14 protein-coding genes are annotated in these 19770 nt (G+C 60.2%); 8 read left to right on the top strand and 6 right to left on the bottom strand.

The genetic code is table 11. From position 1 onward, the window contains the following. Positions 1–6: 6 nt before the first annotated feature. The 7 genes from B9A19_RS07015 (at position 7) to B9A19_RS06985 (ending at position 9845) form a co-directional block, all read left to right on the top strand. On the top strand, positions 7–1446 hold the full coding sequence (locus B9A19_RS07015) for a phosphopantetheine-binding protein (RefSeq protein WP_084090063.1): 1440 nt from the start codon (positions 7–9) through the stop codon (positions 1444–1446). A 61-nt stretch (positions 1447–1507) separates the two neighbouring features. Then, positions 1508–3184 carry a cyclic peptide export ABC transporter gene (locus B9A19_RS07010; RefSeq protein WP_217807001.1) on the top strand — a complete coding sequence of 559 codons (1677 nt, stop codon included), beginning with the start codon at positions 1508–1510 and terminating at the stop codon, positions 3182–3184. 96 nt (positions 3185–3280) lie between these two features. Then, a complete protein-coding gene (locus B9A19_RS07005) occupies positions 3281–3499 on the top strand; it encodes an MbtH family protein (RefSeq protein ID WP_084090062.1) in 219 nt (72 codons plus the stop codon). 424 nt (positions 3500–3923) lie between these two features. Then, the gene (locus B9A19_RS07000) at positions 3924–4691 is read left to right on the top strand and encodes a thioesterase II family protein (RefSeq protein ID WP_084090061.1); all 768 of its coding nucleotides are present in this window, start codon (positions 3924–3926) and stop codon (positions 4689–4691) included. A 108-nt stretch (positions 4692–4799) separates the two neighbouring features. Then, complete coding sequence (ppk2, locus tag B9A19_RS06995) at positions 4800–5717, top strand: polyphosphate kinase 2 (protein WP_084090060.1); 918 nt, start codon at positions 4800–4802, stop codon at positions 5715–5717. A 186-nt stretch (positions 5718–5903) separates the two neighbouring features. Continuing rightward, positions 5904–7532, top strand: coding sequence for an inorganic phosphate transporter (locus B9A19_RS06990; RefSeq protein ID WP_084090059.1), 1629 nt, complete (start codon positions 5904–5906; stop codon positions 7530–7532). Positions 7533–7823: 291 nt separating this feature from the next. Then, a complete protein-coding gene (locus tag B9A19_RS06985) occupies positions 7824–9845 on the top strand; it encodes a basic secretory protein-like protein (protein WP_084090058.1) in 2022 nt (673 codons plus the stop codon). Positions 9846–9960: 115 nt separating this feature from the next. Here the strand turns inward: B9A19_RS06985 and B9A19_RS06980 are convergent, their stop codons facing one another. From B9A19_RS06980 to B9A19_RS06955, 6 genes are all read right to left on the bottom strand, one after another. Further along, complete coding sequence (locus B9A19_RS06980) at positions 9961–11355, bottom strand: MltF family protein (RefSeq protein ID WP_176216823.1); 1395 nt, start codon at positions 11353–11355, stop codon at positions 9961–9963. Positions 11356–11519: 164 nt separating this feature from the next. After that, positions 11520–13001 carry a tetratricopeptide repeat protein gene (locus tag B9A19_RS06975; protein ID WP_084090056.1) on the bottom strand — a complete coding sequence of 494 codons (1482 nt, stop codon included), beginning with the start codon at positions 12999–13001 and terminating at the stop codon, positions 11520–11522. Position 13002: 1 nt separating this feature from the next. Further along, complete coding sequence (locus B9A19_RS06970) at positions 13003–15312, bottom strand: Tex family protein (protein WP_084090055.1); 2310 nt, start codon at positions 15310–15312, stop codon at positions 13003–13005. Further along, positions 15312–16199 carry an Asd/ArgC dimerization domain-containing protein gene (locus B9A19_RS06965; protein ID WP_084090054.1) on the bottom strand — a complete coding sequence of 296 codons (888 nt, stop codon included), beginning with the start codon at positions 16197–16199 and terminating at the stop codon, positions 15312–15314. The genes B9A19_RS06970 and B9A19_RS06965 overlap by 1 nt, the downstream gene beginning before the upstream one ends. Positions 16200–16280: 81 nt before the next feature. Beyond that, positions 16281–17045, bottom strand: a complete 765-nt coding sequence (locus tag B9A19_RS06960) for a substrate-binding periplasmic protein (RefSeq protein ID WP_084090053.1) — start codon at positions 17043–17045, stop codon at positions 16281–16283. Between the two features lie 147 nt (positions 17046–17192). Continuing rightward, complete coding sequence (locus tag B9A19_RS06955; RefSeq protein WP_084090052.1) at positions 17193–18101, bottom strand: LysR family transcriptional regulator; 909 nt, start codon at positions 18099–18101, stop codon at positions 17193–17195. 528 nt (positions 18102–18629) lie between these two features. Between B9A19_RS06955 and B9A19_RS06950 the strand changes: the two genes are divergently transcribed. Further along, entirely contained in the window at positions 18630–19736 is a 1107-nt protein-coding gene (locus B9A19_RS06950) for an aldo/keto reductase (protein ID WP_084090051.1), read from the top strand. The last annotated feature ends 34 nt before the right edge of the window (positions 19737–19770 follow it).

Raw genomic sequence — 19770 nt, 5'->3', positions numbered from 1 at the left:
GCCACCTTGCTGCAACAGCCGGCGATTCGCGATGCGGTGGTCGTGGCCCGTCAGGACGACGAGGACACCCGGCTGGTGGCGTATCTGGTGGCGCAGCCGGAGCAAGCCATGCCGGATGGCGATGCCTTGCGGAGCATCCTGTTGCGCAGCCTGCCGGACTATATGGTGCCGGCGTATTTCATCGAACTGGCACAACTGCCGTTGACGCCCAATGGCAAGGTAGATCGGCAGGCCCTGCCGGCGCCGCAGCGGCAGGTGGATGAAGATCGCTATGTGGCGCCACGCACTGCAACTGAAGCGCGGCTGGCCGCGATCTGGGCTGGGGTGCTCAAGCTGGATCGGGTGGGAGTGCATGACAACTTCTTTGCGCTGGGTGGGCATTCGCTGCTGGCGACAGTACTGACGGTACAAATACGGCTAGCCTTTGCATGCGAGTTGAATGTTCGTACCGTTTTCGAAGCCCCCACCGTAGCGGCGCTTGCCGAGAAACTGCTAGCCTCCCCTGACAAAACGGGTGCTGATCAGGGTAACAGCACACCTGCTGATGGGGAGCGCAACTGGCTGCTGGTCGATGACAATATCGCGAAGCTCGATAGCCCCCACACAGCCAGCCACGATATTTTCTTTATCCCCGGTGCGGGTGGCAGCGCAGAAGTATTCAATCAGGTCGCCCGCAGTGTGCCGCCGGATCAAGCCAATGTATTCGTCTTTCACCATGACGGCATCGATAACGAAGCCGATCCGGTAGATGATTTCGTTGTCATGGCAGCGCGATATGCGCCGCAAATCTTGCGCCATTGTTCGGGCAAGATCGTGCTGGCCGGCTATTGCGTTGGCGGATTGATTGCCTATGAGCTGGCCAAGGCATTACAAAAGCTGGGCTTTGATCAGGTCATGCTGGGCTTTATCGATACAGGTATCGTACCTGCAGGCTATGAATTTCCACCTTTTGATGAAGCTTATTTCAAAAGTGAATTCTTCAAGGCGATTTGCGATACCTACTCGAAAGTCGGCGAGCCGCTGACTGCACGCACCTTTGACAACATGCCGCTGGAAAATTGCATAAATCTGGCCACCTCGCGCATGAATCTGCACAGCCCGCACGAACAGGAAATCTGGCACACCATATTGCGCCAGCGCTACCTGGCCGAGAAATATCATGCGCATGCGATGCGCCAATACTGGGCAGATCATCCAGTACAGACATGCCCGTTTGGTGTTTCTGCCGATTTTCACATGTCACCTCTAGCTGCCAGGAGAATGGAAAGCACCGAAATTCATGGTGACAATCATTGGGGTAATACGGCTTTTGCCAACTCGCCCATTGAAGTCTTCGAAGGCAGGCACCTCGATATACTCCGGCATCATCCTGCCGGCGTGGCAAAATCGCTGATCGCCTTGATTACCTCCAGCGCCCAGCAATCACTGGAGGATGCCGCAGCATGACTCCGCCCCTCGCTTCTTTTACCCGCGCAGACATGCGCCACTGGCCAGACCGACCATGCAAATGATCAAGCAACTTGTCAAACAATCATGGCCGCTGATGTTGCTGGCAACGGCTACCGGCATCATCAGCGGCTTTAGCGGTGCCAGCCTCGTCAAGCTCATCAGCGATGGCGTTACGTCACAACATGCGTCCGTTGTCATGGCTGGGCAATTTTTTGCTCTGTGCGCCGTTTTTCTGGGCACCAAGCTGGTTTCCGAATTCGTACTGATGAGCCTGACCCAAGAGGCCGTGCACAAGATCAGACTGGATCTGAGCCGCAAGCTGATTGCCACCCCGGTCAAAAAGCTGCAGCAACTGGGACAACCACAGCTGCTGGCCATCATGACCAACGATATCGCGACCCTGGTACAGGCATTGCAAATGCTGCCGCCTGCCTTTGGCAACCTCGTTGTGATCACTGGCTGTCTGGCTTATATGTTCTGGCTATCCTGGCAGCTCGCCCTGATTACTACCGTGAGTCTGGCTGCGGGGCTGGTAGCATATCAACTTGCCGAGCGGGCACCACTGCGCCACATGTTCGGCCTGCGCGAACAAATGGATGTGCTGTACCGGAATTTCCGTGGGCTGATTGAAGGTAGTCGCGAATTACAGCTCAATATGGCGCGCGGCAAACAATTCGTCGAGCAGGTCATAGCGCCGGATTCGCTGGCATTCAAAACGCTCTATCTGCAAACCATGCGCGTGTATGCGCTGATTTCCAATCTCAACAATATCCTGTTCTATTTGCTGATCGGCTTGCTGGTTTTCGTGGTGCCAATCTGGTTCAAGATCAATGCCGGGCTGCTCACGACTTTCGTATTGGTTTTGCTGTTCCTGATGCGCCCGATCAACGACTTGCTCTATGCAGTGCCAGTCATCCGGCAGGCCGGTTTTTCTGCAGCCAAAATTGATCAACTTGACGGTGCACTGTCTGCTGGCAGCATTGATCTCAATGCAAGTGCATTCAAATCACCGCACAAGCGCAGCCTGGTTTTGAAAGGCATTGCCCACCACTATCCGGCCCCGACAGAAGATCGCCAGTTCATGCTTGGCCCGGTTGATTTGTGCATGGAAGAAGGCGAGATCATCTTCATTGTGGGCGGCAATGGCAGCGGCAAGACCACGCTGGCCATGCTGATTCTTGGCTTGTACGAGCCAGAAACCGGTGAAATCAGCCTGAATGGTCAAACGGTCACCGAGCAAAACATTGTTGAATACCGGCAAAATTTCTCTGCTGTATTCGCCGATTTTCATTTGTTCGAACAATTGCTCGAGGTAGACAGGGACGGCATGAGCGAGCGCGCCATGCACTACATCCAGCAACTGGGCATGGCACACAAAGTCAGCATTACCGATGGCAAGTTCTCTACGCTCAATCTGTCGACCGGGCAACGCAAGCGACTGGCGCTGGTATCTGCCTATCTGGAGGATCGCCCCATCTATCTGTTTGACGAATGGGCCGCCGATCAGGACCCGGTCTTCAAGAAGATCTTTTACACCGAGTTGCTGCCAGACCTGAAACGCCGTGGCAAGACAGTGTTGGTGATTACGCATGACGATGCGTATTTCCCCTGCGCTGATCGCGTCGTCAAGCTGCAAGATGGCCACTTGCACAGCATTACCGGCAAGCCACAGGGCGTCAGCAACGTGGGAGCCGATACCCAGACCGATCATCCGCATGCCGCAAGCATGTTATAAATGCGTGGCCTTGCGCCGGCCTCAGGCCAGCCCTGAAGCCGGGCCATCTTGCAGTCACCCCGTGTATCACCTCTTTTTAAATGGAGCCCGAGCAGCATGAGCGATCACAATGAAGACAGCACCCTGTACAGCGTGGTAGTGAATCATGAAGGCCAGTATTCAATCTGGCCGGCAGACAAGGAAGTGCCACTGGGCTGGCAAAGCGAAGGCCCGGCCCGCACCCGTGCGGAATGTCTTGAATACATCAAGGAAGTCTGGACCGACATGCGCCCGCTGTCGCTGCGCAAGCAAATGGAAGAAGCTGCAAATCATTGAGCTGGTGGCAGCTAGGGCCTGTTAACACTTATTTCACGCTTGCGTTCGGGGTAGTTCGGGATGGAGCGCAAGGCGCAGAACGCGCCGCGGTACGGGTACCGCAAGCGGTTTGCAACGCAGCGAACCGCCCGAAATACCCCGAACCCGCAGGGCTGGGCCGCAAAGAGGCCATCTACGGCGTTACGCGCCTTGGCAATAACCGGTTATTGCCTGCGTTGCGTGCCTTGTAGCTGACCTCTTTGCGGCCCAGCGCACGCGCGAAATAAGTGTTAACAGGCCCTAGCCAGCACAAGCATCTGCGCCAACCGTGCAGAGAACTTGGCAGCCCTGCCACGTTCCTGCACGAAACGGCATCCCTCCCCGGCTCGCCATTGCCGCTGCAGGATGCCGTATCCAGAATTTTTACTACCTGTTGCCGATTTGCATGAAAAGTACGCCTCCATCAGCCTCGCCCTGGTTTGCCGGGCCCAAAAATCCTGCTGGCCTGTTGCGCCTTTACTGCTTTCCCTATGCCGGCGGCAGTGCCAATCATTTTCTGGGCTGGCAAAGCACACTGGCTCCCTTCATTGATATTCATGCGGTACAGCTGCCTGGGCGTGGCGTGCGCTTCTCCGAGCCACCCCACAGCCACTGGAAAATCCTGCTGGATGAGCTAACCAACGCTTTCTGCACGCATCTGGCACAACAGGAAGGCCCCTATGCTTTTTACGGGCACAGTCTTGGCGCACTCATTGCATTTGAACTGACTCGCCGCCTGACTGCCTTGCAGCAACCGCTGCCACGCCAGCTGGCCGTATCCGGTTGCGAGCCGCCGGCGCACCGTAGCCCGCGAGAGATACTCAGCACGCTGGATGACGATGCGTTGATCGCTGGTCTGCAGCGCCTCAACGGCACACCGGCAGAAGTGCTTGCGCATCGAGAATTGATGGCGCTGCTATTGCCAGCGATACGGGCCGATTTTTCGCTGGCCGAAAATTACCGCTATCAGCCCGCCCCGGCATTAAGCATGCCGATTGCCGTATTGACCGGTACCAGTGATCCGCGCGTCAATGCCGATCAGGTTGATCGGTGGCAGGAAGAAACGCAGGTGGCCTGCACCGTCCACCGTTTCGACGGGGATCACTTTTTTATCGACAGTCAGCAGCGTGCCGTGCTGGCCTTGCTGCACAAGTGCCTGACCGTCGAAAACTGAGCCGGGCGTTGCTGCCGCGGTTTGAACACCGCGAAGTCACATGATTGCCATGATTGCGGCTTACGATCACTGCGTTTTTATCCCATTCAACACTTTGAGGGGTTTGCAGTGAATTCGAATCACGAAGAGCTGGTACGGCGCATCCATCGCGATCTGGCCGATCACTATGATGAAGAGCTTGAACTGGAGCTCGAAGATCATGCGCTCGATTCGATACTCAGCGATGAAACCGGCGAGCTGCTCGATGAAGAGAAGCTGCAGCGTCGTCGCTATTTTCGCGAGCTGTTTCGCTTGCAGGGTGAATTGGTCAAGCTGCAAAGCTGGGTCGTCAAGACCGGTCACAAAGTAGTGATTCTGTTTGAGGGCCGCGATGCGGCCGGCAAGGGTGGCGTGATCAAGCGCATTACCCAGCGGCTGAACCCCCGAGTGTGCCGCGTGGCGGCGCTGCCGGCGCCGAATGATCGTGAACGCACCCAATGGTACTTTCAGCGCTATGTATCGCACCTGCCGGCTGCAGGCGAGATCGTGCTGTTCGATCGTAGCTGGTACAACCGTGCCGGCGTCGAACGCGTGATGGGTTTCTGCACCGACGAGCAGTACGAGGAATTTTTCCGCACCGTACCCGAGTTTGAAAAAATGCTGGCCCGTTCAGGCATCCAGGTGATCAAGTACTGGTTCTCGATATCGGATGAGGAGCAGCATCTGCGCTTTCTGGGCCGCATCCATGATCCGCTGAAACAATGGAAGCTCAGCCCGATGGATCTGGAATCGCGCCGCCGCTGGGAGGAATACACCAAGGCCAAGGAGATCATGCTGGAGCGTACGCATATTGCCGAGGCCCCGTGGTGGGTCGTGCAGGCCGACGACAAGAAAAAGGCACGCCTCAACTGCATTCAGCACTTGCTGGATCAGATTCCATATGGCGATGTCGAGCATCCTTCGGTGGTACTGCCCGAGCGCGAGCGGCACGATGACTATGCCCGCCAGCCGGTGCCGGACAACATGATCGTGCCGGAAGTGTATTGATCCGCCACACGCTCCTGTCCCGTCAAGCTTTATTGATGATTCCAAAACCGGCCCTGCAGGGCCGGTTTTTCTTTGGCGCAGCCTTGCCCTCGGCATGATCCAAAGATAAGAACACGGCTACAGAAAAGTTGTAATACGAACAACCCAAGATGCGGTTTATTCCCCCTGCATGGAGTTTGCCGCATCATGACCTCTTCATCCGACGCTGCAGTACTGCCGTCTGCAGCCATTCCGGCCGGGCTGCCCAGCCGGCCACATCTGGACCACAAGCCGGGCAAGCTTACCGGCCTGCTGTTTGCCGGGCTGTTGATCGCCGGCCTGCTCTATACCGCCTTCAGCGTGGTAACCGACATCAATGCCGTCGGCACCAATGTCACCACGTGGCTGCCCTTCCTGCTGCTGGGCATTGCGTTGCTGATTGCGTTGGGCTTTGAGTTCGTCAACGGCTTTCACGACACCGCCAATGCCGTGGCGACGGTGATCTACACCCATTCGCTGCCGCCCAATGCGGCCGTGGTGCTGTCGGGTTGTTTCAATTTTCTGGGCGTGTTGCTGTCAAGCGGCGCGGTTGCGTTCGGCATCATCTCGCTACTGCCGGTGGAGCTGATCCTGCAGGTTGGCAGCGGCTCGGGCTTTGCCATGGTGTTTGCGCTGCTAATTGCGGCCATTGTCTGGAATCTGGGCACCTGGTGGCTGGGCCTGCCGGCATCGTCGTCGCACACGCTGATCGGCTCCATCATCGGCGTAGGCGTGGCCAACGCGCTGATGCATGGTCGCGACGGCACCAGCGGCGTGGATTGGGCGCAAGCCACCAAGGTCGGTTATTCGCTGCTGCTGTCACCACTGGTCGGCTTTGGCTGCGCGGCCCTGCTGCTGCTGGCACTGCGTGCGCTGGTCAAAAACCAGAAGCTGTACAGCGAACCCAAGGGTAAGGCGCCGCCGCCGTGGTGGATCCGTGGTCTGCTGATCCTGACCTGCAGCGGTGTTTCGTTCGCGCATGGTTCCAACGACGGCCAGAAAGGCATGGGCCTGATTATGCTGATCCTGGTTGGCACCTTGCCAATGGCCTATGCGCTGAACCGTGCCATGCCGGCCGAGCGCACGGCCCAGTTTGCCGCCGTGGCGCAAGTCACCTACCAATCGCTGCAGAAGGCGGCACCTGCCCTGCCCCCGGCCGATTCGCGCAAGACCTTGTCCGACTACGTGCGCACCAAGGAAGCCAGACCCGAACTGCTGCCGGCGCTGGCTGCCGTCACGCAAAGCATCGGTGACCAAGTCAAATCGCACGGTACGCTGGCCAAGGTGCCGGTTGCCGCTGTCGGCAATGTACGCAATGACATGTATCTGGCTTCCGAGGCGATCCGGCTGATCGACAAGGGCAATGTCGGCAAACTGGATGCCGATGCAAAAACCAATCTGAAAGAGTTCAAATCGCAGATTGATGCAGCCACCAAGTTCATCCCGCTCTGGGTCAAGATCGCGGTTGCCATCGCACTGGGTCTCGGCACCATGGTGGGCTGGAAGCGCATCGTGGTGACCGTGGGTGAAAAAATCGGCAAAACGCACCTGACCTATGCGCAGGGCGCCTCGGCTGAAGTCGTCGCCATGATGACCATCGGCGCGGCCGACATGTTCGGCTTGCCGGTATCCACCACGCATGTGCTGTCATCCGGTGTGGCAGGCACCATGGCGGCCAACAAGTCCGGCCTGCAGATGTCCACCATCCGCAGCCTGTTGATGGCCTGGGTGCTGACCTTGCCGGCGGCAATCCTGTTGTCTGGGTCGCTGTACTGGTTGTTTGCACACCTCGCCTGATTCGGGGTTACTGCCAGCAAAAGCCCCCTTGCGGGGCTTTTTGCATTAATGCCGCATCATCAATCAAATTGGTCTTGCCAGGTACCTGAACATGCTATGCTCCGCCAAAAATGAAAGCGCTTTCATTGAATGAAGCGCGCGTATTTGCATAAGAGCCACCACCCAAACCCAGTACAGCAGCGCTGGCAAGGCACGCGAAACACAGCCAGCAGGGTTTTGTTGGCGGCTCCTTGCGAAGGCATTGTCCGCTGCCGCCCCATCCTTCGATAAATTTCGTGGAGTGAGATCAAGATGCGCTATCTGTCCGGCCCGGTACGCGGGCCATTAACCCAGGCGCTGGCTGTCCTTGGTATGCTGGGCTGCGTTGCAGCTGCCCATGCAGCCAGCCAGGTCTGCTTGTACCAGGACATCAACTACCAAGGTGCGGCTTATTGCGTGACCGGCAATGGCAAAGCCAATTTGCCGGCAAGCTGGAATGACCGTATCTCGTCGGCCAAAGTACCGGCAGGCACCAGCATCACGCTGTTCGAGCATACCAACCAGGGTGGCCGCAGCCTGCTGCTGACCAAAGATGAGCCAAATTTCGTTCAGCGCAGCTTCAATGACCTGGCGTCGTCGTTTGTGCTGAACACATCCGCGACGCCAACGGCAACGCCGCTACCTACTGCGACGCCGAAGCCCACTACTGCACCGACAGCAACACCAAAGCCGACGGCTACCCCTTTACCCACGGCGACCCCCAAACCGACCGCCACCCCAACGCCGCGGCCCACTTTGGCGCCCACCCCACGCCCCACCGCAACGCCAGTTCCGACACTGGCCCCAACGCCCACACCGTCGCCCACGCCACAACCCACCGCCACACCGGTCCCGAATGCCGTAGTTGCGCCACTCCCCAACAGCACTCAGTTCAACCCGGCCTGCAGCCCGGCTGTCGTCATCGATATACAGGATCCGGATGGCTTCAAGCCGCTAAGCGATCAGGTTCCGGTAACGGCATTGCCGGCAGTCATCCAGCAGCTGGCCCGCAATGATTGCGCCATCCTGTACAAGACGCCATCTGAAGTACCGGCCCAGCCAGGCACCATCTTCCTGACCATCAAGGCCATGGATGGCGTGGCCTACACAGCCGGCAGTCAAATCACGCTAAGCAGCACTTATGTGCACGACAAGTCGCTGCAGGAGATGCTGGGCGTGCTGGCGCACGAAATCACCCACATCTACCAACAGAACGATAGCGATGCTCAGCATGTGGATGGCTTTGGCGGCATCATCGAGGGCGTGGCTGATTACGTGCGCTACAAGACCGGCTACAAGACGCTGGCCAACCGGCACGCTGGCGGCTCATGGAAGGATGGCTACGATACCACCGCGTTCTTCATCGACTGGCTGAACCAGAACTACGCCGATTTTGCCTACAAGCTGAATCAATCGCTGAGTTCGACCGACCGCCAGCAATGGACCACTGACTTCTTCGTGCGGCAGACCGGCCAGAGCGTGGATGCGTTGTGGGCGCAGTATCAGCAGTACCTGACGGGCTCCAACCTGCCGACAACCGGCCCGGTCTGCTTCTACTCCGACATCAACTACCAGGGCCGCGTGTTCTGCAGCGATGTGGCCACCGCCGATACCGTCAGCAGCTGGGACAACGTAGTGTCTTCGGTCAAGGTGCAGAGCGGCTATCAGGTCGACCTGTTTGCCGACAACGGCCAGGCCGGTTCCAAGCTCTCGCTCACCGGTGATGCGGCTAATCTGGTCAGCCTCAACTTCAATGATCTGGCTTCGTCATACATCGTGAGCAAGGCGGCCGTCACGCCGGTTCCGGCCGGCGTGCTGACCAGCGATACCGCTGCCGCGCAGGAACTGCTGGCACGGCATAACGCAGTGCGGGCTGGCGAAAATGCCGGATTGCCTAACATGGCGTGGTCGGATGGCCTGGCCGCTGTTGCCCAGAGATGGGCTGACAACCTGGCCGCAACCAATAGCTGCGACCTGCAGCACAGCGGCAGCAACAGCAGCTTCGAAGGCCACGGCGTGGGGGAAAACCTGTTCGGTGGCTGGGTCTCGCCAGGCGGCCCGGGCTATTTCTGGACGCCGACTCAGGTCGTGGATTCATGGGCGAATGAAAAACCCGACTACAGCTTCGTCACCAAAAGTTGCGCCAGCGGCAAAGTCTGCGGTCACTACACGCAGGTGGTGTGGAAAAGCTCGACCACCTTGGGTTGCGGCCGCGCCAAGTGCGGCAGCTCCAAGGAAGTCTGGGTCTGCAATTACTCGCCGCCTGGCAACTATGCGGGTCAGAACCCGTATTGATTCAGGCTGGTCTGATCAAGCAAAACGGCACCGAATCATTCGGTGCCGTTTTTGTCTGGCGCTCACACCGTCGCGCTTTGAAGCGCCCAACAAAACCCTGCTGGCAGCGCTGCCACTACTTGCCCGCCGCCGCGCTCGCCTTGCCCGCCTTCTTTTGATACGCAATATAGAAGCGGCTGACGCTGTTCACGTAATCCAGCAAATGCGGGCCGACGCTGCGGCGTGCCACCTGTTCCACATTGCCTTGCCAGCGATTCGGGTCCAGCCCTTGGCGGGCGGCTTCCTTGCGTAACTGCTGCACCCTGCCCTCGCCCGCGTTATAGGCAGCAAGCATGAAGTAGAGCTGGTCGTCGTCGTCGATGCCGGATTTGTCGAACAAATCACGCAGATGGGCCAGATAGCGTGCGGCGGCCGTGATGTTGCCTTCATTGCCGTGCGGGTCGGTCACGCCCATTTTGCGCGCGGTTTGCGGGTTGACCTGCATGACACCGGTGGGACCACCATTCTTGCGCACGATGGGGTTGAGCTTGGTTTCCCGCTGGCCAATGGCCGCCAGCAGCAACCAGTCCAGATTATTGGCCTTGGCTACCAGCTGGAACACCGGGGCGAAGAAGGCCAGTTTGTCGAGCGGATCAATCTGCACCACGGCATTCACGCTGCCATCCGTCGACAGATAACGCTGTGTCAGCTGTGATGCGGTGCTGGCCAGCTTGCCGCCCTGCTTGTCGAGGAAGCGATTGATCGCATCGCGCAATGCCGGCTGGCCCTGCGTGATGGCCCATGCCACATCGACGTTCTGTTCCAGACAGCTACCAGTCTGCACCTTGGGCAGGCGCTTGCTCCACAGGTCGGCAATATAGCGGCTGGCCAGTGTTGGCTTGGCATCGGCATCCTGATTGAGTGCCAGCAACAGTTTTTCGCTGCTGGTGCCGTAGGGGGCATCGACCGGTGTCTTGCCGCTGTCGGCCAGCAAATGCTTGCCAAAGCTGCCAGGCGGCACCAGCAGGCCGTCAAGACTATCTTCGCCATCATTGCCCTTGCTGCGCATTGCGCACCAGCGATCCTGCAAATAGGGTTGGCTGAAGTCAACCAGCCCCTTGGCGGCATCACTGATCGGGATCAGGCCGGCAGCCATGTCGGCATCACCACGCTTGAGCAGCGGGATCAGCTCACCGGCCTCGACCGGAATGAATTCGAGTTTGACCTTTGGCGCCGCCTTGGCTTTTTGCTGGTTGAGGAATTTCTCCAGCTCCAGCAGCATCGCGTATTCCACGCCATGCGGCTTGCCATCCTGCATGAAATAGGTGGATGCCCCCTGCGCCACCAACACGCGCAGACGGGCGGGCGGGTGCTCGGGGTCAAATGGCCCGCTGTTCAAGTCATCGGCTTGCTCAACGGCAGGCGTTTCCTGCTTGCTTGCGGCAGCAGGTTTGCTTTTGCGGGCAGCGTGATGGCCGGCTTTGCCCGCCCAGGCAGGTTGCAGGCAGATACAAGCCACGGCTAAGGCCATGAAAGTCCGGCAGATTTTTGTCGGCAGCATCCGGCCATTGTAGATGGCTTGGCGGCTGCGGGCGAGTTAGCCACTGCACTGCCATACCTGCGAGGTGGCCACAATGGCAGTGATGAGTCAGCCTGAACGCAGCATATTGCGGGCTTTGCGCTCTGGCGACGCCGTTAGGTGCCGCGTTGCAAGTCCCCAACAACCTGGTGCAGCACATCATCCCAGATGGCCCGTTGCTGCTGGCGATAGATGCGCATACTGCCATACCACGGGCTGTCTGCCCTGCCCGCCTGCCAACGCCAATCGGCATCGGCGCGGCTGAGCAGCCACACCGGCCGGCCCAATGCCCCGGCCAGATGCGCAACCGAGGTACACACGGTGATGACCAGCTCAAGCTGCATCATCAGCGCGGCGGTGTCGAGAAAGTCACCTGCCGGCATGGGCTGCATTGTGGAAGGGACTTCGGCACCGTACTGCAGGCTTTGCCAGCGCACACCCGGCAGCTGCCACAGCGGCGCCAGCTGCTCGAACGGCATGCTGCGCCAGCGGTTGTCTGCCTGAGCCGGGTTACCGGTCCAGCTGATGCCGATACGCCGGGGAGAGGCCTGGCCCGCAGTAGCTGGCGTCTTCAGGTAGGCGGCTCCGTCCAGCGCTGCTTCAGTGATGCCCAGCACCGTTGCCAGCGACATCACCGGCATGTAATGCGTATAGCCGGCTTCATCTGCCGGTATGGTATCGACAAACCCGATATCCGGGAAGCTGCCGGCGAACAGGCGCAGCAGCGCAGTCGGGCAGATCATGGTTACCCGAGCAAAACGCTCGCGCAGTCGTGGCAAAAAGCGGGCGAACTGGATCATGTCGCCATAACCCTGCTCGGGGTAGATCAGCAGCGCTGCCGTTGCCGGCACCGGCTCGCCAAACCAGCGTGGCAGGCGGCTGGCTGGCAGTGCCTGGCCCAAGGCGGCAAAGCGCGCCTCGTAGCCACGCCAACCGCTACCCCAGTTGCCCAGCTTCAAATCCAGCGTGCCCAGCACATAGTGCGACAGGGCAAAGTCGGGCTGTAGCTGCAGCGCCTGCTGGTAGGCAGCGCGCGCGTCGTCGTACTGATTGGCCGCGCCATAGGCGTTGCCCAAATCATGCCAGGCACGCGGGCGCGGCGCTTGCTGCACGGTGTGACGCAATGCCTCGATGGCTTCGCCGATGCGGTTCTGTTCCTTGAGCACATTGCCCAGTGCATGCCGGGCATCGTGATGATCCGGGCGGGCCCGCAAGGCAGCCAGATACTGCGCCTCGGCTGCTGCCCAGCCCTGCCTGTCCTTGTGCAGATTGCCCAGATTGAAACGCGCCAGCGCATGCTGCGGTTCGCGCTTGAGCGCGGCTTCCAGCTGCAGCCGGGCACCGTCGTCATCACCATGCTGGCGCAGCACGTTGGCCAGGTTGACGCGGGCGCTCACGTTACCCGGCGCCAGCTCAACCGCGCGCAGCAATGCCGTGCGCGCGGCGGGCCAGTCGGCCATGCGGGCAAAGGTCAGGCCCAAGTCGGCATGCAGCACCGGGTCCTTGGGTGCTTTCTTGACTGCACGCTGCAGCAACGCCACCGCCTCGCCAAAGCGCCCGGCGCGTGCGGCCGCAATCCCTTGCCCGTGCCAATCCATATCAGCGCTTCAGCTTCAGGCCGGCCAGTGCATTGGCCATGGCACCTTGCGGCTCTGGCTGCTTTTGCACGGCGCGTTGCTGGTTGCGACTGGCTGGCGCATGGCCTGCATCATTGCCACCGTGCTCACGTGCGCTGTCGGTCAGTCGCATGGTCAGTGCGATGCGCTTGCGCTTGATGTCGACTTCCAGCACCTTGACCTTGACCACGTCACCCGCCTTGACCACCTCACGCGGGTCTTTGACAAAGCGGTTGGACAGCGCCGAGATATGCACCAGACCATCCTGATGCACACCGATATCGATAAAAGCGCCAAAGTTGGTCACGTTGGTGACTACGCCTTCCAGCACCATGTCCAGCTTGAGGTCCTTCAAATCCTCGACGCCCTCGGCAAAGCTGGCGGTCTTGAATTCCGGGCGCGGGTCGCGGCCCGGTTTTTCCAGCTCGGTCAGGATGTCCTTCACCGTCGGCACACCAAAACGCGCGTCGGTATAGTCAGCCGCATTGAGCTTTTTCAGGAAAGCCGCGTCGCCGATCAGGTTTTTCACCTCGCGTTGCACCTTGGCGATAATCTTTTCCACCACCGGATAGGCTTCCGGGTGCACGCTGGAGGCATCCAGCGGGTTGCTGCCGTTCATCACGCGCAGAAAACCTGCCGCCAGCTCGAACGTCTTGTCGCCCAGGCGCGGCACCTTGAGCAAGGCCGCACGACTGGCAAATGCGCCGTTGGCATCGCGGTATTGCACGATATTGTTGGCCAGGGTACTGGTGAGGCCAGAAACGCGCGTCAGCAAGGCGGCCGAAGCCGTATTCACATCGACGCCGACCGCGTTCACGCAGTCTTCCACCACCGCGTCGAGCGAGCGTGCCAGCTCACTCTGGTTTACGTCATGCTGGTATTGGCCGACACCGATGGACTTGGGATCGATCTTCACCAGCTCGGCCAGCGGGTCTTGCAGGCGGCGGGCAATCGACACCGCACCACGGATGCTCACATCCAGATCAGGGAATTCGCGCGCAGCCAGCTCGGATGCCGAATACACCGATGCGCCGGCCTCGGATACCACCAGCTTGGTCAGCTTGAGGTCCGGATATTTAGACATCAGGTCCGCGGCCAGCTTGTCGGTCTCGCGGCTGGCCGTGCCGTTACCAATGGCGATCAGCTCGACTTTGTGCTTGGCGCACAGGGCAGCCAGCACCGCCATAGCCCCATGCCAGTCATCACGCGGTGCATGCGGGTAGATGGTGGCGGTATCGACCAGCTTGCCGGTGGCATCGACCACCGCCACCTTCACGCCGGTGCGCAAGCCGGGATCGAGGCCAATGGTGGCGCGCGGGCCGGCCGGCGCTGCCAGTAGCAGGTCTTTCAGATTGCTGGCGAATACCTTGATGGCATCCAGCTCGGCCTTTTCGCGCAGGCCGTTGACCAGTTCGGTTTCCAGGCTGAGTGCGATCTTGGCGCGCCAGGTCAGGCGCACCGTATCGGCCAGCCATTTGTCGCCGGGGCGGCCTTGATTGTCGATGCCGAAGCGCTTGGCAATACGCAGCTCGCACACATTCGGGCCAGTAGGCCTGGTGGCGGGATCGAGTTCTTCCGGCAGCACCAGCGCCATGTTCAGCACACCTTCATTGCGGCCACGCAGCACCGCCAGAATGCGGTGCGAGGGCATGGCGTGCAGCGGCTCGTCGTATTCGAAATAATCCGAGAACTTGGCACCTTCTTCTGCCTTGCCCTCGGCCACGCTGGTCTTGATGACGGCGTTCTTGCTCAAGTAATCGCGCAATCCGCCCAGCAGCTCGGCATCTTCACCAAACTGCTCCATCAGGATGGCACGGGCGCCATCGAGCGCGGCCTTGGTGTCGGCAATCGACTCACTCAGATAGCCGGCAGCTTCCTGCTCCGGGTTGAGCTGCGGGTCGCTCAGCAAGGCATCGGCCAGCGGCTGCAGGCCGGCTTCGCGGGCAATCTGTGCGCGGGTGCGGCGTTTTTGCTTGTACGGCAGGTAAAGGTCTTCCAGCCGTTGCTTGTTATCGGCATCGAGAAAAGATGCTTTCAGTTCCGGGGTCAGCTTGCCTTGCTCTTCCACGCTGGCGATGACTGCCACGCGGCGCTCTTCCAGTTCGCGCATATAGCGCAGGCGCTCTTCCAGATTGCGCAGCTGGGTATCGTCCAGCCCGCCGGTCACTTCCTTGCGGTAACGCGCGATGAAGGGCACGGTGGCACCTTCGTCCAGCAATGCAATGGCGGCTTCAACCTGCGCAGCACGTGCAGCGATTTCAGTGGCAATACGCTGGGAAATCGGCGGCAGCATCAGCGGGCCTCCAGCGCAGCTTGCAGTGCAGCCAGCGTCAGCAAGGCGCTGAGCTTGCTATTGTCCACCACCGCCCATGCGCTGGCGCTCAAGCCATCTTCGGCAACGGCCAGCTGGCTCACCCATACCTGCTCGCCGCCAATCGCATCCTGTGGCGACGCCACACCACGCTCCAGCAGATAAATGCCGGCAGTCTGGGTAAATGCGGCCTGCAATGCCGCTGCGGTGACTGGTTGGGCAAACTGCACCGCCACGCTCAGGCTATGACCGTAGAACACCGGCACATGGGCCAGCTGCAGGCTCAAGGGCACACCCAGCTTGCGGCTCAGCTTGGCTGCGCGCGCAGTGACGGCTTGCTGTTCCTGTGGCACCAGGTTGAACGCGATGCGCTTGGCATAGGTCGTGCCGACTTCGACGGCCTGCTGCGCAAAAATGGCGCGGGTCTGTTCAGACAGCTTGTCGATGCCGGGCTGGCCTTCCTGCGAGACGGCCAGCAGGCCGGTCGCGGTGACTGTGGTCAACTCACCCCCGGCCTTGAAAGCCCCCACCAGCCGTGCCAACAGCACATCGATGACGTTCGGCACCTGCACGGCGCCACGCTGCGGCTCGCCATTGCTGGCATCGACCACCTTGCAGCCTGCGGCCAGCGCGTCGGCAATGGCTTCGGTCTGCGACAGGAAGATCGCCACATCGGCACTGGCCCAATTGAAATCGCCCAGTGCCATCACCGGCCAATCCTCGCCACCGAAGCTGACCAGTTCGCCCTCATCGTCACGGTCGAGCGGATAAAACGCCGCCAGCGGCAGCTTCAGTTCGGACAGGGTTTCCAGCAGGCCGGCAGCGGTATTGCAACCAACCACGGCCAGCTTGAGCAGGGGCATGGACATGACGTACTTCCAACAAAGCAAAGGGCGGTTATTGTACCGCCCTTGTCCATGAAATGCCGCCGTTCCGGCTCCACCGGTCGATCAATACGCTGTCGGTTGCAGGATTTGTTTGCGCGTAGCGTCGATCAGGCGGTTCAACTCGCCAGTGCGTTGCATGTTTTGCAGCGCCTCATCGAATGCGGCCACAATGGCCTGCCCGTCTGGTCTCGCCTTGCTGATCACCACGTGCAGTGGCGCGCTCCAGTAGGCATGATCGGGGCAGCTCAATCTGGCCCGCTCTGCGGGGGTCAGGCTCTGGTGCATCAGATAGGGGCCGACCTCCGCATCGATGGGAAAGAGGTCAACCCGATCAGCCAGCAACTTGCGGAAATTGGCTTCGTCGCTGGGCCCCGGATCCACCTTCAGCTTGCCGGACCTGGCGAGTTTCTCGAACTCGTCCGAATAGAAATTGCCCAGCGTGGTGCCGATGCGATAAGGCGCAAGATCGGTGAGTTTCTGCCATTCGTAGTGCGCCTCGACACGCTGGCAAAACACCATGCGCAGCGCCATGACCGGCGCGGTGTAGTACAGATCCTTTTCGCGTTCGGGTGTTTTTGCCCAGCCAAAACTGCCATCGGCCATGCCGCGGCGTGGCGCTTCGATGGCGCGGTTATTGGGTGCCGGTTCGAAATTGACGCTGTAACCTGCCCGGGCGAATACGCTGGCCACGGCGCTGGACAACAGCCCCCTGCCTGGCAACGATTGCCCCATGAAGGGCGGGTATTCCTGCAGGGTCAGCGTGAGCGTCGGACCGGCCTCGGCCAATGCCGTGCAGCAGAGCAACAAGAGTGCGGAAGCAACCCGCATGATGGGCCAGCCTTTGTAAGTAAGTTCCCCTGTAAGAAAAATAGCGCCGAATCAGCAAAAACAACAGCACCGTTCATCATGCCGCTGGGCGTATGCCTGCGTGGCGCCATCATCTGCGGGCAACCGGCTCTTGAAACAGTGCTCAAATCAGCCGTTCGGCATGACCAGTTCGGGACGGGCCTGCCAATGATCGATCAGGCAACGCAGCTTGAGCGGCAACTGCTTGCGGGACGGATAGTAAAGATAGAGGCCCTGCCAGACCGGGCATGCCTGCGACAGCACACTGACCAGACGGCCGCTGGCCAGATGCGCGCTGACCAGGCGCTCGAAGGTGTTCACCAGTCCCAGGCCAGCCAGCGCCGCTTCGGTCAGGAAATTGCCGTCGTTGATGACCAGCGGGCCATTGATCTCGATCTCGACCGGCTTGCCATCCTGCAGCAACTCCCAGCGATAAAGATTACCGTTGTTGAAGCGATACCCAACGCAATCATGATTGGCCAACTCGGCAATGCTCGCCGGCGTGCCTTTGCGCGCCAGATATTCCGGCGTGGCAACCAGCACCGTGCGCTCATTGCGCGTCAATGGCACGGCCACCATGTCACGCGGCACGGCCTCGCCCAGACGGATGCCGGCATCGAAACCGTCGGCAACGATATCGACAAAACAATCATCCAGGCTCAGCTCCAGCCTGACTTGCGGATAGGCCAGCCTGAAGGTGGCCAGCGACCCCAGCAGCATGGCGCCGACGATGCGCGGCAAGGTCAGCCGCAGCAAGCCGGCTGGCTGATCGCGGTATTCCTCCAGCTCCTGTGCCGCCAGCTCCAGATCGGCCATGGCTGGTGCAACGCGTTGCAGATAGCGCTCACCGGCTTCGGTCAGGTTGACGCTGCGGGTGGTGCGCTGCAACAGCCGCACGCCCACCTTTGCCTCCAGCGATTTCACAGCCTGGCTGACCGCTGGCGGCGATACCTGCAATTCGGCCGCCGCCGCAGTAAAACTGCGCTTGCGCGCCACCATCACGAAGGCCAGCAAACCATCGAGTTGATCCAGCCGCATTATGAAGTTCCTCTTAATAGTGCAAAAACAATAAACGGATTTTTCCACGCTTGCAGCTTGTTTATTCTGCACTCCAGTTCACTTAAGCGGATCAAGCGCTACCGGCAAAACCCAGTGCAACGGTGCTGGCAAGGCACGCGAAACGCAGACAGTACAAGAAGTACGGCAAGTGAGCGTAACGCTGCCAGCAGGGTTTTGTTGGTGGCGCTCAGCAAGATTCGTCAGCAAGTCGACCTTGATTAGGGCCTGTTAACACTTATTTCACGCTTGCGTTCGGGGTAGTTCGGGATGGAGCGCAAGGCGCAGAACGCGCCGCGGTACGGGTACCGCAAGCGGTTTGCAACGCAGCGAACCGCCCGAAAAACCCCGAACCCGCAGGGCTGGGCCGCAAAGAGGCCATCTACGGCGTTACGCGCCTTGGCAATAACCGGTTATTGCCTGCGTTGCGTGCCTTGTAGCTGACCTCTTTGCGGCCCAGCGCAAGCGCGAAATAAGTGTTAACAGGCCCTAACCAACTGGAGAAACCGCATGTCCACGCAAGCGTATTACACCCTGGGCCGCAGCGGCCTGCGCGTCAGCCGCCTTTCGCTGGGTACAATGACTTTTGGCACCGAATGGGGCTGGGGGGCAGACAAGGCCGCCGCACAGCGGCTATTCGACGCCTATCTGGATGCCGGTGGCAATTTCATCGATACCGCCGACGTCTATACCGGCGGCACCAGCGAGCAGTGGCTGGGTGATTTCGTAGCCGCGCGCAAAGCACGCGATCAGGTGGTGCTGGCCACCAAGTTCACCTTCAACCTCGACCCGCTCGCCAACCCCAATGCGGGCGGCAACGGCCGCAAGAACATCCTGCGTGCGGTTGAGGACTCGCTCAAGCGCCTGGGCACCGATTACATCGACCTGTATTACCTGCACACCTGGGACATGATCACCCAGCCTGAAGAGGTGATGCGCACGCTGGACGACCTGGTGCGCGCGGGCAAGATACGCCACATCGGGCTGTCGGACGTGCCGGCATGGTATGCCGCCCGTGCGCAGACGCTGGCTGAATGGCGCGGCTGGGAGCCGGTCACCGCGCTGCAGCTGCAATATTCGCTGGCCGAACGCAACCTGGAGCATGAGTACAGCCAGCTCGCCACCGGACTGGGCATGGGCATTACCGCATGGAGCCCGCTGGCCAGCGGTTTGTTGTCCGGCAAATACCGCAGCGACGGCAGCGGCGCAGGCCGGCTGGAAGCCATGCGCGACAGCCCCAACCCGGTGTTCCGCAAGTTCACCGAACGCAACTGGGCCATCGTGGCCGAGCTGGAGAAGGTGGCCAATGAAATCGACCAATCCATGGCTGCGGTCGCACTCAACTGGGTAGCCAACCGCCCCGGCGTAGGCAGCGTAATCGTTGGTGCAACAAGCCCGGAACAGTTGAACGGCAACCTGCGCGCGCTCGACTTCACCATCCCGGCCGAATTGCTGGCACGGCTGAACGCAGCCAGCGCACCGGAAACACCGTTCCCCTACTACTTCTTCGACAGCAGCATGCAGGGCATGATGTACGGCGGCGCCACGGTGGGCGACAAGCCGGCTGGCTATACCAGCCCGGTGCTGGTGAGCGGCAGCGGTGCGGGCGTGAGCTGAGTACGGCACCGCATGGCGCAACAAAAAACGGAGG

The sequence above is a fragment of the Andreprevotia lacus DSM 23236 genome (assembly GCF_900176275.1).
In the GTDB taxonomy this organism is placed as follows: domain Bacteria; phylum Pseudomonadota; class Gammaproteobacteria; order Burkholderiales; family Chitinibacteraceae; genus Andreprevotia; species Andreprevotia lacus.
The sequence above is the reverse complement of the archived record's forward strand: the minus strand, read 5'-3'. Positions and strand labels throughout refer to the sequence as shown.

What these genes read in the sequence shown, in the direction of transcription:
- B9A19_RS07010 (WP_217807001.1), top strand. Translation starts at nt 1,508, where the DNA reads ATGATCAAGCAACTTGTCAAACAATCATGGCCGCTGATGTTGCTGGCA.
- B9A19_RS07005 (WP_084090062.1), top strand. Translation starts at nt 3,281, where the DNA reads ATGAGCGATCACAATGAAGACAGCACCCTGTACAGCGTGGTAGTGAAT.
- B9A19_RS07000 (WP_084090061.1), top strand. Translation starts at nt 3,924, where the DNA reads ATGAAAAGTACGCCTCCATCAGCCTCGCCCTGGTTTGCCGGGCCCAAA.
- B9A19_RS06990 (WP_084090059.1), top strand. Translation starts at nt 5,904, where the DNA reads ATGACCTCTTCATCCGACGCTGCAGTACTGCCGTCTGCAGCCATTCCG.
- B9A19_RS06985 (WP_084090058.1), top strand. Translation starts at nt 7,824, where the DNA reads ATGCGCTATCTGTCCGGCCCGGTACGCGGGCCATTAACCCAGGCGCTG.
- B9A19_RS06980 (WP_176216823.1), bottom strand. Translation starts at nt 11,355, where the DNA reads ATGGCCTTAGCCGTGGCTTGTATCTGCCTGCAACCTGCCTGGGCGGGC.
- B9A19_RS06975 (WP_084090056.1), bottom strand. Translation starts at nt 13,001, where the DNA reads ATGGATTGGCACGGGCAAGGGATTGCGGCCGCACGCGCCGGGCGCTTT.
- B9A19_RS06970 (WP_084090055.1), bottom strand. Translation starts at nt 15,312, where the DNA reads ATGCTGCCGCCGATTTCCCAGCGTATTGCCACTGAAATCGCTGCACGT.
- B9A19_RS06965 (WP_084090054.1), bottom strand. Translation starts at nt 16,199, where the DNA reads ATGTCCATGCCCCTGCTCAAGCTGGCCGTGGTTGGTTGCAATACCGCT.
- B9A19_RS06960 (WP_084090053.1), bottom strand. Translation starts at nt 17,045, where the DNA reads ATGCGGGTTGCTTCCGCACTCTTGTTGCTCTGCTGCACGGCATTGGCC.
- B9A19_RS06955 (WP_084090052.1), bottom strand. Translation starts at nt 18,101, where the DNA reads ATGCGGCTGGATCAACTCGATGGTTTGCTGGCCTTCGTGATGGTGGCG.
- B9A19_RS06950 (WP_084090051.1), top strand. Translation starts at nt 18,630, where the DNA reads ATGTCCACGCAAGCGTATTACACCCTGGGCCGCAGCGGCCTGCGCGTC.